Here is a 13761-nt window from a genome sequence, read left to right as displayed (position 1 = left end):
TCGGCCAGATCCATATTAAACAATTAATTATTTTTTACACCCATTGTTTTATTTTGCCATTTAATGAATTCAATGAGGGTTTTATATTCCTTCTTGTCTATGCCGGATACCTTTAATTCATTTACTAATTCAATAAGCTCTTGTTCAGATATATCTGCGTTTGGTTCATCAAATTCAGGATGTTGGTACAGCAATTCATTTAGTTCTACATCCAAAACTCCCGCAATTTTTTTTATAACCTGAATAGATGGGTTTTGATTTAAATTCCTTTCAATATTGCTAAGGTAGGATTTTGATATATTAGCCCGTTCGGCAAGCTCAGATAAAGTTAATCCCCTTTTTTTTCTTAATTTATAAATATTGCTTCCTATCATCGAACATACCCCGTTTTATTGTTAAAGTTATGGTATTACATTAACCTTATATCGCCTTCTTTAGATATTACTGCGTTTCTCATACAATCAATGACCCGCCATTGATCTTCTTCCGTCATGTTGGACCCCGATGGCAAGCACATTCCATTATGAAATAATCTGTCTGATACACTTTCTTTTTCACTATGTTTAAAATACTTTGTCTGTTGGAAAACCGTCTGCAGATGAAGCGGTTTCCAAACTGGACGTGCTTCAATATTTTCATCAGCAAACACCTTAAGTAAGTCATGAACGGTTAGACCTGCCTCTTGATGGTTCAAGGTAAAAGCGGTTAACCATCGGTTTGAACGAGTTTCTTTCAGCTCTGGCATAAAATGAACTCCTGGTAAGCCAGAGAGCTCTTCGAGGTATTTATTAAATATAGTCCTTCTTTGTTCAACTCTTTCGTCTAAAACCTCTAATTGTCCTCTTCCAATTCCTGCTAAAATATTACTTAATCTATAGTTGAACCCGATTTGACTATGTTGATAATGCGGTGCTGGATCTCTTGCCTGAGTAGCCAGAAAACGAGCACGTTTCAGTGCCTCAGCATCATCGGATACCAACATGCCACCACCTGAAGTGGTAATAATTTTGTTACCATTAAAAGAGTAGACTCCGAACTTTCCAAAAGTTCCACTTGCTTTCCCTTTATAAGATGAACCAAGGGATTCTGCAGCGTCCTCTATTATGGGAACATCATAATAGTCACAAATGGCTATAATCTCATCCATTCTTGCACTCTGACCGTACAAATTGACAACAATTACTGCTTTAGGTAACTTCCCTTCTTTAACAGAATCACTGAATGCTTTTTCAAGAGCATTTGGCGACATATTCCACGTTTCCGGCTCAGAATCAATAAAGACCGGCTCAGCTCCTTGATAGATAATTGGGTTTGCGCTGGCAATAAATGTCAAGGTTGAGCAGAATACTCTATCTCCCTTTTGAACTCCTAATAAAGAAAGAGCCAAATGAATAGCTGCAGTTCCTGAACTCACGGCAACAGCTTCATTGACTCCTACATATTGGGCAATTTCCTTTTCAAATGCATCCACATTGGGACCTAAAGGGGCGATCCAATTGCTTTCAAATGCTTCATTAACATACTTTTGTTCATTCCCACTCATATGTGGGGAAGAGAGAAAGATTCTTTTTTTAGATGCAATATTTAACAAATTCTTCGCCCCCATCTTTACTATCACTCTTTATTTTTGCTGGAACTCCTACTGCCGTGCATTTGGATGGTAAATGGTGAATTACGGTTGCACCGGCTCCTACAATTGCCCATTCACCAATCTTTATATTCGGAATTACAGTAGCCCCTGCACCTATGGAAACTCCTTCATTCACCTGTACAGCTCCGGTAAGAACAGCTCTAGGTGATAGATGAGTAAAGTCACCGATTTGACAATCATGTTCAACGATGGATCCAGAGTTAATAATCGTATGCTGTCCGATTTTACTGTCTGCATTAATGACTGCATTTGGCATTACGACTGTACCAGCCCCGATACAAGAGGTAGGACTCACAATTGCTGATTGATGAATTAATGTCACATAATAATCTTCGTCTAATTGATATCTTTGAACCACTTCTTTTCGAACTTTATTATTGCCAATGGCTATTATAAATTTAATGTCGGAATTGTCTTCAATTAGTTTGTTTGCCCATTTAATAGGGCCATAAATAATATTTCTTTTATCTATAGGCTCCCTATACTTATCATCTAAATAGGCATAAATCTCATAACCACTTTGTAGGATTAAGTCGGAAATAACCTTGCTATGTCCACCATGGCCAACAACGACAATCTTCATCCATTTCCACTCCCCACGGTGGAATTTGATCCAGTAAAACGTTCTACCGTTGCTTTTCCTTGCTGATTAATTCCTTCCGATTTAACAACTTTAAGTAGGGTCAAAATTAAGATTTTTATATCTAACAAGAAGGAACAGTTATTAACATACCAAACATCCAATTGAAATTTTTCATCCCATGTAATGGCATTTCTGCCATTCACTTGTGCCCATCCCGTTATTCCAGGCCTAACATTGTGACGTACGGCTTGTTCTTTTGAATATAAGGGAAGATACTCCTCTAACAATGGTCTTGGTCCTACTAAACTTAAATCTCCCTTTATAACATTGATTAATTGGGGATATTCATCCAAACTATATTTTCTTAAAAACTTTCCAAAAGAGGTCAGTCTTATATGGTCAGATAATAATTGGCCAGCAGGATCTCTTTGATCTGTCATCGTTCTAAATTTATATAGAATAAAGGGCTTCCCGTGTAAACCAGGACGCTTTTGTTTAAATATGACCGGGGTACCAAGTTTTAGTCTCACTAATAGAGCAATGACTATGAAGAAGGGGGACAGAGTTACCAAAAACATCATTGAAATGACCAAATCAAACAACCGCTTCATTTCCTATTCCCTTCCTTTTTATCATCATTAATGAATCTCCTTCATTAGATGCTGCTTGATTTCTTCAATCAATTCTTTCACCTTAATGTTGGTGTTTTGACTTCCCTTGTTGTAGATTTCAACCAAAATTTCCTGGAATTTTTGTTGAGATAGATTTTCAGATATCTTCACTTTTCTAACCTCACCTAAACTACTTTATTTTTTCATAAAAAAATCCCCATTCTTTAATAAATGGAGATTGTCCTTTTGCATATTTTTATAACCATTTGGGTTGCTTTTCTGCCAACGCCATGAATCCTCACACATCTGATCAATATCCTTCTCTGCCACCCATCCAAGCTGTTCCCTTGCTTTTAATGGATTTGAATAACATATGGCTGCATCCCCTGGTCTCGGTTCCACAATTTGATATGGAATCTTTTCTCTTGAGGCTTTTTCAAAAGCGGAAACCATTTCCAATACACTGTAACCTTTCCCGGTTCCTAAATTATAAGCCTCGACTCCTGATGAAGTTGACACTTTTTCAAGGGCTCTTAAATGACCTTTTGCCAGATCAACCACATGTATGTAGTCCCTTACCCCGGTGCCATCTTTAGTAGAATATTGATTGCCAAAAACGTTGAGCTCTCTTAGTTTTCCTATTGCCACTTGTGTGATGTAAGGCATAAGATTATTGGGAATTCCATTAGGATCTTCACCAATTAGACCACTTTTATGGGCTCCTATTGGATTGAAGTATCGCAACAAAGCAATACTCCACTCTTGATCTGAATTGTAGAGATCCTTTAAAATCTCTTCAATCATCAATTTAGTACGGCCATATGGATTTAAAGCAGCAGTAGGAAAATCCTCAGAAATCGGAACCCTGTCAGGCATTCCGTAAACAGTGGCTGAAGAACTGAATACTAATCTCTTTACATTATGTGCTTTCATTACCTCGCATAGAACCAGGGTGCCTGTAATATTATTATGATAGTATCTTAGTGGATAATAAACCGATTCTCCAACCGCTTTTAACCCGGCAAAATGGATGACTGACTCAATATCATTTTCTTCAAATACTTGATTTACTTTTTCCATATTAAGTAAATCAGCAGTATATGTTTTGACTTCCTTACCGGTAATCTCCCTGATTCGTTCAATGGCTTCTGGCTTACTATTAATAAAATTATCTAGAATGACAACTTCGAATCCTGCATCTAATAATTCCACACAAGTATGGCTGCCTATGTAACCGGCGCCCCCTGTAATTAATACTGCCATTTAAGCTTCACTCTCCTTGCGCTCATGAACCAATCAATTCATATAATTTTTCTATCTCATTCACATTGCCGTAATCCTTTGAAAGTACATTTGAAATTAAGGTAGTTTTTAAATCTTGATCATCAATTAATTGTTGGATTCCACTTACGATAGCATGGATATCTTGCTCTGTGATCAAAGCATCAAATCCGTTTGTTGCTTGACTTTTGGCTGTTGGAAAATTCGTTATCACAATGGGCTTACCAAGAATTTGTGCTTCACGAATGGTTACAGCTTTCCCCTCGTATCTGGACGGTTGAACATAGATATCACATTCCTTTATATAAGGATATGGATTTGTTTTTTTTCCAAGAAGATGGAACCTTTTTGATAAATCCAATTTCTGAATGAGTTCACGCAAATCCTGCTCTAACGGACCATACCCAACCACATACCATTCCACATCATAGCCTTTTTGTATTAATTCCTTACATGCATAGATCGCTCTATCTAGTCCTTTTGCATGTGAAAGCCGACCAACTGTTAAAAGAATCGTTTTTCCTTTCGTTTTTTTCAATTCAGGAACCTCGTCTTGAAGGGCTTGTTTTCTTACCAACTCTGGTGAGAGAATGTTTTCAATCACCATTGTTTTTTCTCTAAATGTAGGAAATTGGCTTAAAAAAGTATTTGAACATTCTTCTGAAACGGCTACAATCTGATCTAATTTATTCCACATTTTTTCTTCCATTTTTTTATTAAGCTGGATATTCGAATAATCGGTATGAATCCAGCCAATTCGTTTTTTCGCTTTTACCTTTTCTCCGATAAAATGATGTGGCCATAGGAAACCTATGGCCACATCATACTCTTTATTTAATTTTGGCAGTAAACGATGTGTCATTTCCCATCCATATTGAATCACTAGATACCCAGGTTCATCCATTCGTTTCACTTTTCCTTGTAATTCCCCTAAATATTTAGCTACTACCCTTGTGAATGCGATAGGGTAATGACCTTCTTTTATAATCTGGGGAACTGACTTTCTAAACGTGGTATATTCCGGTATTTCTGGCAATAAATTAGGACCCGATGGTAAAAAGGATAAAAACTCACCTTCATGTTTAAATAACATTAAATCTACTTCATATTTGCAATAATCTATATGCCTTAAAAGACCTAATAAACTTCTTTCTACTCCCCCGATTGCCAAGTCAAAGGATGAAATTAAAATCTTTTTTTTCATTAAACAGGACCTCAATCTTTCTTAATTTCCCTATCAATCCCCATACAAATCAATCCATTCCTTCACGTTTTCTTTAATACAGTAACCACGTTTGGTTATTTGTTGAACAATCTTGTCTTGATCAGGTTTGGTGCTCATTAAGGCATCTTTGATTTTGAAACACCAATTTTCAAGATTCTCTTCAAGACTGATATAAGTCGTTAAATCTAATCCCATGTCTGTGGATTTAGGTACTGTATCCGAAATGATACAAGGAGTTCCTGAACATTGGGCTTCTATTGTCACAATACCGAACCCTTCGAACTTGGATGGGAATAAGAACAGATCAAAAGCATTCATAAATCTTGAAATATCCGCTCGGACTCCTAAAAATCGTATATTTTTTAAGAGTCCCATTCTCCCAGCTTCTGCTTCCACTTCGTTTCTTAATGGTCCATCCCCGATTAATAAGGCAACAAAGCTGCTATCCTGTTCAGTTAATTTTTTTAGAACCTGTAATATAAATAAATGATTTTTAGATTCCGAAAATCGTCCAACATGACCTATGATTTTGGCATCCTTTGGTAAGTCTAAATCTATAATTACATTTTGGCGGTCATTTATACTTCTTACGAATTCCGAAGGATCAATACCATTATTAAGAATCTTGACTTTCCCTTTATTGATTAGTTCCCTGCCAAATAAAAAGGAACCTGCTTCCTCACTGCAGCAACAATAATGGGTTGCAGAAAATCTTATACAAGATTGAAGTAACTTTAAGGTTATTTTTTCCTTATTACTAGTGCCTCTTTGCCAATTGGTGCTATGTGAATGACAGATTCTTTTGGGGATGCCTGACAGTTTTGCAGCTAATGCTGGAAATCCACTTTGGTAATCGGTATGGGCATGGACTGCTGCAAAAGGGTACATTTTCATAATCCTTTGCAATTCTTTTATATATTGAATCGGACCTAGTTGTCCTAAACTACGAATATTATAGATCCTTCCACCCAGTTGTTGAATCTCATCATCGAAATCACCCTTAACCAGTGAATGGGTAATAAAGTCAAACTGAATTTTATCACGATTGATATTCCGATAAATATTCATGATTAACGTTTCTGCACCACCACGCTGCATGGAACTGACAATATGTAAAATCCTTTTAGGTTCATTGTTCATTTTTATCATCCCGTATTTTCATAATTAAAATAGTAAATAGTCACTTTGGTATATCACATTTAATGAAACTACACTTTCAATATAATAAAAGAGAAAATAACATATTAATACGGCATAATAAATGACTCTCTGGTCTCTCTCATTAAAGAGTTTAATAACCCAGGAAATAAGAATTAATTGATATAAATTAAAGTAAATTGAAAATCTGGCAAATATCCAGTTTTGAGTGGAGACAATCATAAATACAAAGCCAATCACCGACATATTCACAATAAAATCGCTCTCTGGGAACATTCGGCGAAACTTTTCTCTCCAAATATAAGCAATTATTAATGAAGCTCCACTAACCGCCACTCTTATGGAACTGGCACCACCTTCATTGAAATTTTGATAATGGCCATATTGTGTGTCCTTTATTGCAGAAAATAATACTGTTGCAAATTTATCAAAGCCAACAACGATAACGATTGAGAAAAATAATAGAATAAAGGTAGCCTTTGACCACGCTTTGTAGCGAACTAAAAAATAGATTGGAATTAATACCAATGCACTTTCATGAAATGTAGAAGCAAAAAGAACGATGGCTAGAAACTTTAAAAAGTTCCCCTTAATTAAAAAGTGTGTACCCGTAAATACAATTGCCGCTGCCAAACATTGCCTGATCCCATTCATCGAAACTAAAAACAGCCCACCCGTAATATAAACATACATACTTAGTTCAAATAATCGAGAATATTTATATAAGACAGCAATGATCAAGATATTTGTAATAATAGCAGTAATTAAAATTAAAATTTGTGGATTGTTCGAGAATTGTTTTAGAAATCTTTGCAGGATTCCAAATCCAATATCCTTTTGTGAGTGAATATAATCCCACGAAAAATTATTGATCTCGTATATATGCTTATAAAAGTAAGTATCACCTATATTGGAACGAAGACCAGAAACAGCTACAAGTGATATAAGCACTCCAAAAACTAATAATTTATTTGGTTTAATTGGAACGGCAGCATTTACCTCTGTAGCCGGAACCGAAAAATATCTTGAAAAAAAAGACAAAATAAAAACTATGGCTAGATTTATCCATAGAATAGTCATAATACATTTCCTCTCAGCATTAGTTCAAATATTATTTAAGCATTCCTTGATGATGATGAAATATAAACAAATAATAAGATTCCAAAAGGAATTGCCATTAAGGTTAAAAGTCTCTTTGGAGATTTCCATAAAAACTTCCAGTCTTTAAGCATGAAACTACTGGAAACATAATGTATTGCTTGCCTAAATTTAAATTTAAGATTTGAATACGGAAGGTTCATTAGTTCTTTTCGATAAAAGGAAAACCCTTGTGGATTTCGTCGATATTGATTAAACATATTCATCGATGATCCATCAGGTAAATATTCCACACAGCATAATACCTCATTCATTAATAACATCTCATACATTTCATCTAGCTTATAATATTTGTAAGCTAGCCCCACATACTTTTCATTTTCAAAAATAGGATAAGGATATGCTCTAGTTAATTCTGAACGATATACCAATTTTTTATCACCTGTCACACCATGTTTATAATAAAGGTCAAACAAGGTGGAGCTTTTCAAATTAGGTAATTTAGTACCTATCACTTGTTGATTGGTATCAGCATCAAGACCAATGATACCGCTGACATGTTCATTTCCATGTTGTCTCCAAAAGGTTACAATCTTCTCAACAGCATCATCAGGCATAAAATCATCTGAATCAATACATACATTTAACTCTGTTTGGATTAGTTCATAGGCGGTATTATGGGCACCATGCATGCCCTGATTTTTCTGCCAATGATAGTGAATTTCTACTTTCTTTTCCCTAATCCAATTTTCAACCAAGTCCTTAGTATGATCTGTTGAGCCATCATCAATAATTAACCAAACAAAGTCCTTTGATGTTTGACGAACAAGACTTTGATAGCATTTTTCAAGACAATAAGCCCGATTAAAGGTTGGAGTAAAAACAGTTAATAATTTCATTTCATCACCCTGATAAACCTAAGTAAAATATTTCCATATATTCTGCTGATTCTCTAATATCATATCCTTTATTTGAAATTAACGTTGAGTAACTCTGTCTATAAAACTTTTTTGATTGTAAGTCCATTAACTTTCTAATCCATTCATCCTGCTCTGATAATGAAAGAAAATCTATTAAATCCCCACCCAAGTCTACTTCTCTTGAGATTCCATCGGAAATGATGCAGGGTAATCCAGCACCCTGGGCTTCAACCAATGAAACAGGTAAACCTTCATGTAACGAAGGAAAAACAAACACATCCAAACTTTGTAGGATTCGATGAATATCAGACCGAATACCCAAAAATTTTACCTTATCACTTACTTGAAGTTCCTTGGCCTTTTTCTCCATGCTTGTGCGAAGAGGTCCGTCACCTATTAGCAGTAATGTTGAATGATTCACTTTCTTATTTAATTTTGCAAATACCTCAATCAGAAAGTTGTGATTTTTTTGGAGATTAAATCTCCCAACATGGCCTAATATATACTCATCATTCGAAATATTTAATTCATCGCGAACTTCTTTTCTAACCTCTTCGGAATAATCAAACAGTTCACTAACGATACCGTTTTTCACTATTTTTGTTTCTGCTGATTTTCTTTTAAATAACCATTCAGCAGCGCCACTGGAACATGCTAATAAATTTGTCGCACTATGAAGTATAAAATTTCCGGCATACCATTTATAAACCTTTGAGGCAATCCCACCTTCACTGCTGGTATTGTGACTATGAGAAATACGAGTAGGGATCCCTGCCCTTTTGGCTTCCCGAAGTACCAATCCGCTCATCTTATCCATATGGGAGTGAACAATCTTATATTGATTGTTTGAAGTAAAAAAGTTTTTGAGTGCCTCTACATATTTTAAATGCCCTACATCGGTTAAATAGGGGATCCGATGAACCTTTCCACCCATTTCCATAATTTCCGAATCAAAAACTCCCGGTTTGCAGGTTAAAAAATCAAATTGTACTTTGGTGCGGTCAATATTCCGATACAGATTCATGATTAACGTCTCCGCCCCACCGCGATTCATATTGACTACAACATGTAAGATTCTTAACGGACTGCCCACACCATTTCCTCCTTGTCTGCCATAAGTCCTCGATAGATGTTCGTTTTCTCCTCTAATACCTTATGAATGCTATATTTTGTTAAAATTTCATTTCGGCCATTTAATCCCATTTGGTATCTAAGGTCTGTATTGGCCGCAAGGATTTTGATTTTTTCTGAAAAACCATGTTTACCGTCTAAAATAGTCCAACCCGTATAATTATTTTGAATCAATTCCCTATGCCCTCTATTGTCGTTCGCGATGACTGGTAAAGCACAGGACATTGCCTCCATAATATTTACCGGAAGTCCCTCCCTAAAACTAGAGGCCACGGCAATATCGCTCATTCTTAAAAGAACATCAATATCATGGCGGTACCCAAGAAAAGCTATCATATGATCTACACCTAATTGAATGGCATAATCTTGACATTCTTTTAGAAGCGGTCCTTCACCTGCTAATAATAACTTTACCCTCGGAACTTCTTCTTTTATTAATGCCAATGATTCAATTAATAATTTATGGTTCTTGTTTTTATTGAATTCAGCAGCATAAAACATCAAAAAATCTTCTGGGAGGTACCCCTGTTCTTTCCTGAGCTCATGTTTATCTGTTTCAGATACAGGTCTGAAAATTTCTGTATTAACTCCCACTCCATGTACACGGAGAATTTGTTTTGAATTAAATTGATGAGTTTTTGCAAGATTGAAATCTTCTTGATTAATGGTAATTAAACAATCCGTGCTGTTAGCTAGTAATCTTTCAATTGGATAATAAAGTAGCCAATTAATGAAAGAGGACCCTTTGCAAAAATGAAAGCCATGTGCAGTATATATTACCTTTGTTCCCGTTTTTCTGGACGCCCTCGCCGCTAACCTTGTAATGACTCCCCCCATCGGAGTATGACAGTGGATCATTTCATATTGATTTTTCTCAATAATTTTTTTTAGCGTTTTGTACGCCACTATGTTTTCTTTCTTAAATGGCGACCTTTGTATGGGAATGTTAAATTTCCTGTCAACAAACGGAAGTTTTAACTCGCCAGATGCCGCAACATGTACTTCCCATCCTTGCTCTTTGAACCACTTTAAATACGGTAAATGGAAGGCTTTAAAATGGTAATCAACTGTGGCACAGAATAACACTTTCTTTTTCATTTCCACCCACTACCCTTTAAACTCTATTTGATTAGTTCATTTTCAATTACGGAAGAAAGATAACATAAGAGCTCTTTTCTTAAATCTTCTCGTTGAATTGCGAAATCAATCGTTGTCTTTATGAATCCCATCTTCTCCCCAACATCATAGCGAACACCTTCGAAATCATAAGCATAAACCGCTTCATGTTGGTTTAATGCAGCAATGGCATCAGTAAGCTGGATTTCTCCGCCCGTACCCGGCCTTTGTTTGCCTAATATTCCGAAAATTTTCGGACTTAAAATATACCGGCCTAGTATCGCTAGATTAGAAGGGGCTTCCTCCTGCTTTGGTTTTTCTACTAAACTATTCACACTGTAGAACCGTTCCCCCATCATCATTCCATCGACAATTCCGTAACGGGATACTTCTTCTTCAGGAACTGTTTGCACTCCTAGAACGGAGGCATTATATCTCTCATATTGGTCGATTAACTGTTTTAGGCAAGGCTTTTCCGCCTGGACAATATCATCCCCAAGCAGTACTGCGAATGGTTCATTACCAATAAATTTTCGTGCACACCAAATGGCATGCCCCAAACCTTTTGGTTCCTTTTGCCGGATATAATGGATGTCCACCAGTTTTGACGACTTTTGAACTTCACTTAATAGCTCAAACTTTCCTTTTTCCAATAGGTTGTGTTCTAGTTCAAAAGAATGATCAAAATGGTCTTCAATTGCTCGTTTTCCTTTTCCAGTTACGATAATAATATCCTCAATTCCGGACTCAACCGCTTCTTCCACGATATATTGGATTGTTGGTTTATCAACGATTGGCAGCATTTCCTTTGGCATTGCTTTTGTAGCCGGAAGAAACCTTGTTCCAAGTCCCGCTGCTGGGATAATTGCTTTTCTCACCTTCATAATATGCACTCCTTAAACTGAAACTGATAATTGTGCCTGAGGGGCGACTTTGTAATTAGCAAGCGCCACAAGCCTTTCTTTTAGCTCTTCTTTCGCAAGAGTTGGGTAAGAATTGATAATGTCCTCAATTTCCTCGATAAGAAGGTCTGAAGCTCTCCCAACATAAATCTTTGGATAAATTTGCTGATCATGTACTTCTTCCGGTTTTAATAGTTCTTCAAAAAGCTTTTCGCCTGGTCGAATACCAGTAAAATCGATTCCAATCTCATCAATCGAATTACCTGAGAGTTTAATCAAGTTTTTGGCCAAGTCGATGATCTTAACCGGATCACCCATATCTAATACGAATATTTCACCACCACTGGCTAGTGCCCCTGCCTGAAGCACCAATCTGGATGCCTCAGGAATGGTCATAAAATAGCGGACCATATCTGGATGAGTAACAGTGACCGGACCGCCCTTTTTAATTTGTTGTTTAAATAACGGAATGACGCTTCCTCGACTTCCTAACACATTGCCAAATCTAACAGCTACAAATTTTGTTTCACTTTCTTTGTCCATGTGCTGAATGATCATTTCAGCTAGCCGTTTTGATGAGCCCATCACACTGGTTGGATTCACTGCTTTATCCGTTGAAATCATGACAAAGGTTTTTACCCCATTCCAACTGGCCGCCTTCGCCACATTCATGGTTCCCACTACGTTATTTTTAATGGCTTCCTCAGGATTGGCCTCCATTAATGGAACATGTTTATGTGCAGCTGCATGATAGACGGAGTCTGGTTGAAACATGCTCATGACAGTCATCATTTTCTTGGCATCCTGGATATCTGCAATAACGGGGATAAATTCAATCCCTGTATGTTTAAACGTTTCCTTTAGTTCCATTTCAATCGAATAGATGCTGTTTTCACCATGGCCTAATAAAATCAATTTTTTCGGCTTGAAACATGATAATTGACGGCAAATTTCTGACCCGATAGACCCCCCTGCTCCTGTTACCAATACAATTTTATTTGTAATATTTTCCGAGATTGTAACCATATCTAGTTCTACAGGTTCTCTTCCTAATAGATCCTCTACTTGGACATCACGAAATTGATTAACAGATACTTTTCCTGTCATCAAATCCTCCAACATTGGCAGAATTTGCGTTTTAGCCTTCGTTTTAGCACATTCTTGGAAAATGGCGTTTAGTTCTCTTTTGCTAAGTGATGGAATGGCAATCACGATGTTTTCAATATTTAATTTGTTAACCGCAAATTCAATTTGATTAATGCCGCCAATGACTGGAACCCCTAATATATCGAGCTGGTGTTTCTTATCATCATCATCAATAAATGCGATCGGCAACAGATCAGCATCACTATTCTGTTGCAGTTGCCTTACCACCATCGTACCGGCAGATCCTGCTCCAATGATGAGAGTTCTTTTTTTACTTTCATATTTTTGTAAATGTGAATCTCTAAACATTCTCAGGCAAAACCGTGATCCCCCGATTAATGACATATTCAGCAGCCATGTTACGGTTAACAATCGATAAAATATTTCATGAAAAATAATGGCCTGTGCCGAAGCAGCAACGATAATTGACAATGTTACAACCTTTAGGATACTAAGCAATTCCCCAATACTGGCATATTCCCACGCTTTCTTATACAAATGGATTCTAAATGATAGGTAATAATGACTGGCTAAAATGACAATTGAACTAATTACCATTGGAAAAGTAATGACATAAAAAGTGCCATTTACTAAGAAGCGGCTAAAATAGATAGCTGTTAGGACAATAAAAGAATCAATTAGCAGAAATAAGGATAACCTTTGCCGATATGTCATACTATCCCCCTCAAATCTATAGAACTATTATTCATATCTACAACTCCTTAAAAATGTTAAGGATATGCTCTTTATGAAAAACACATCCTCAACATTTTTAAATAAAGGGCATCTAACCCCCCCTCACATCACACTCTCGACGACTGGCGTCTAAGGTTTTTCAACCCACAGCATGACCGAGTGCCTCCATTGATAAAGGCTAGGAGGCATCACCTTTTGTTTAAAAGAATATTTCGTTTCCAATAACGAACAACCTTGCCAAAA

Annotated in this window: 14 protein-coding genes; all 14 read right to left on the bottom strand. The window is 36.5% G+C overall.

The genetic code is table 11. From position 1 onward, the window contains the following. Positions 1-23 precede the first annotated feature (23 nt). The 14 genes from ACI3K6_RS10915 to ACI3K6_RS10850 are packed head-to-tail and all read right to left on the bottom strand — an operon-like array spanning position 24 to position 13497. A complete protein-coding gene (locus ACI3K6_RS10915; RefSeq protein WP_435554845.1) occupies positions 24-374 on the bottom strand; it encodes a helix-turn-helix domain-containing protein in 351 nt (116 codons plus the stop codon). Positions 375-409: 35 nt separating this feature from the next. Further along, positions 410-1591: a DegT/DnrJ/EryC1/StrS family aminotransferase gene (locus ACI3K6_RS10910; RefSeq protein WP_435554844.1), complete on the bottom strand. Its 1182-nt coding sequence runs from the start codon at positions 1589-1591 to the stop codon at positions 410-412. Beyond that, entirely contained in the window at positions 1572-2234 is a 663-nt protein-coding gene (locus ACI3K6_RS10905) for an acetyltransferase (protein ID WP_435554843.1), read from the bottom strand. The genes ACI3K6_RS10910 and ACI3K6_RS10905 overlap by 20 nt, the downstream gene beginning before the upstream one ends. Further along, a complete protein-coding gene (locus ACI3K6_RS10900) occupies positions 2231-2845 on the bottom strand; it encodes a sugar transferase (RefSeq protein ID WP_435554842.1) in 615 nt (204 codons plus the stop codon). Before ACI3K6_RS10900 ends, ACI3K6_RS10905 begins: the two co-directional genes overlap by 4 nt. A 27-nt stretch (positions 2846-2872) precedes the next feature. Then, positions 2873-3016 (bottom strand): YwzD family small protein, encoded by a 144-nt coding sequence (locus ACI3K6_RS10895; protein WP_335475664.1) that lies wholly within the window; start codon positions 3014-3016, stop codon positions 2873-2875. Positions 3017-3040: 24 nt separating this feature from the next. Beyond that, a complete protein-coding gene (galE, locus tag ACI3K6_RS10890; protein ID WP_435554841.1) occupies positions 3041-4108 on the bottom strand; it encodes a UDP-glucose 4-epimerase GalE in 1068 nt (355 codons plus the stop codon). A 22-nt stretch (positions 4109-4130) separates the two neighbouring features. Next, the gene (locus tag ACI3K6_RS10885; protein ID WP_435554840.1) at positions 4131-5330 is read right to left on the bottom strand and encodes a glycosyltransferase; all 1200 of its coding nucleotides are present in this window, start codon (positions 5328-5330) and stop codon (positions 4131-4133) included. 33 nt (positions 5331-5363) lie between these two features. After that, positions 5364-6500, bottom strand: coding sequence for a glycosyltransferase family 1 protein (locus tag ACI3K6_RS10880; protein WP_435554839.1), 1137 nt, complete (start codon positions 6498-6500; stop codon positions 5364-5366). 15 nt (positions 6501-6515) lie between these two features. Beyond that, on the bottom strand, positions 6516-7589 hold the full coding sequence (locus ACI3K6_RS10875; protein WP_435554838.1) for an EpsG family protein: 1074 nt from the start codon (positions 7587-7589) through the stop codon (positions 6516-6518). Positions 7590-7624: 35 nt separating this feature from the next. After that, entirely contained in the window at positions 7625-8506 is an 882-nt protein-coding gene (locus tag ACI3K6_RS10870; protein WP_435554837.1) for a glycosyltransferase family 2 protein, read from the bottom strand. 4 nt (positions 8507-8510) lie between these two features. Beyond that, on the bottom strand, positions 8511-9620 hold the full coding sequence (locus tag ACI3K6_RS10865; RefSeq protein ID WP_435554836.1) for a glycosyltransferase family 1 protein: 1110 nt from the start codon (positions 9618-9620) through the stop codon (positions 8511-8513). Further along, on the bottom strand, positions 9605-10756 hold the full coding sequence (locus ACI3K6_RS10860; protein WP_435554835.1) for a glycosyltransferase family 4 protein: 1152 nt from the start codon (positions 10754-10756) through the stop codon (positions 9605-9607). Before ACI3K6_RS10860 ends, ACI3K6_RS10865 begins: the two co-directional genes overlap by 16 nt. 23 nt (positions 10757-10779) lie before the next feature. Then, positions 10780-11658, bottom strand: a complete 879-nt coding sequence (galU, locus tag ACI3K6_RS10855; protein WP_435554834.1) for a UTP--glucose-1-phosphate uridylyltransferase GalU — start codon at positions 11656-11658, stop codon at positions 10780-10782. Positions 11659-11670: 12 nt separating this feature from the next. Next, positions 11671-13497: a polysaccharide biosynthesis protein gene (locus ACI3K6_RS10850; protein ID WP_435554833.1), complete on the bottom strand. Its 1827-nt coding sequence runs from the start codon at positions 13495-13497 to the stop codon at positions 11671-11673. Positions 13498-13761: the final 264 nt, after the last annotated feature.

This window comes from Neobacillus solisequens (genome assembly GCF_051233465.1).
Classification (GTDB): domain Bacteria; phylum Bacillota; class Bacilli; order Bacillales; family Cytobacillaceae; genus Neobacillus.
Note: the sequence above shows the minus strand (reverse complement) of the source record. Positions and strands in the feature narration are given on the sequence as shown.

Coding starts and splice junctions, on each gene's coding strand:
- ACI3K6_RS10915 (WP_435554845.1), bottom strand. CDS start 374: ATGATAGGAAGCAATATTTATAAATTAAGAAAAAAAAGGGGATTAACT.
- ACI3K6_RS10905 (WP_435554843.1), bottom strand. CDS start 2,234: ATGAAGATTGTCGTTGTTGGCCATGGTGGACATAGCAAGGTTATTTCC.
- ACI3K6_RS10900 (WP_435554842.1), bottom strand. CDS start 2,845: ATGAAGCGGTTGTTTGATTTGGTCATTTCAATGATGTTTTTGGTAACT.
- galE (WP_435554841.1), bottom strand. CDS start 4,108: ATGGCAGTATTAATTACAGGGGGCGCCGGTTACATAGGCAGCCATACT.
- ACI3K6_RS10885 (WP_435554840.1), bottom strand. CDS start 5,330: ATGAAAAAAAAGATTTTAATTTCATCCTTTGACTTGGCAATCGGGGGA.
- ACI3K6_RS10880 (WP_435554839.1), bottom strand. CDS start 6,500: ATGATAAAAATGAACAATGAACCTAAAAGGATTTTACATATTGTCAGT.
- ACI3K6_RS10875 (WP_435554838.1), bottom strand. CDS start 7,589: ATGACTATTCTATGGATAAATCTAGCCATAGTTTTTATTTTGTCTTTT.
- ACI3K6_RS10870 (WP_435554837.1), bottom strand. CDS start 8,506: ATGAAATTATTAACTGTTTTTACTCCAACCTTTAATCGGGCTTATTGT.
- ACI3K6_RS10860 (WP_435554835.1), bottom strand. CDS start 10,756: ATGAAAAAGAAAGTGTTATTCTGTGCCACAGTTGATTACCATTTTAAA.
- galU (WP_435554834.1), bottom strand. CDS start 11,658: ATGAAGGTGAGAAAAGCAATTATCCCAGCAGCGGGACTTGGAACAAGG.
- ACI3K6_RS10850 (WP_435554833.1), bottom strand. CDS start 13,497: ATGACATATCGGCAAAGGTTATCCTTATTTCTGCTAATTGATTCTTTT.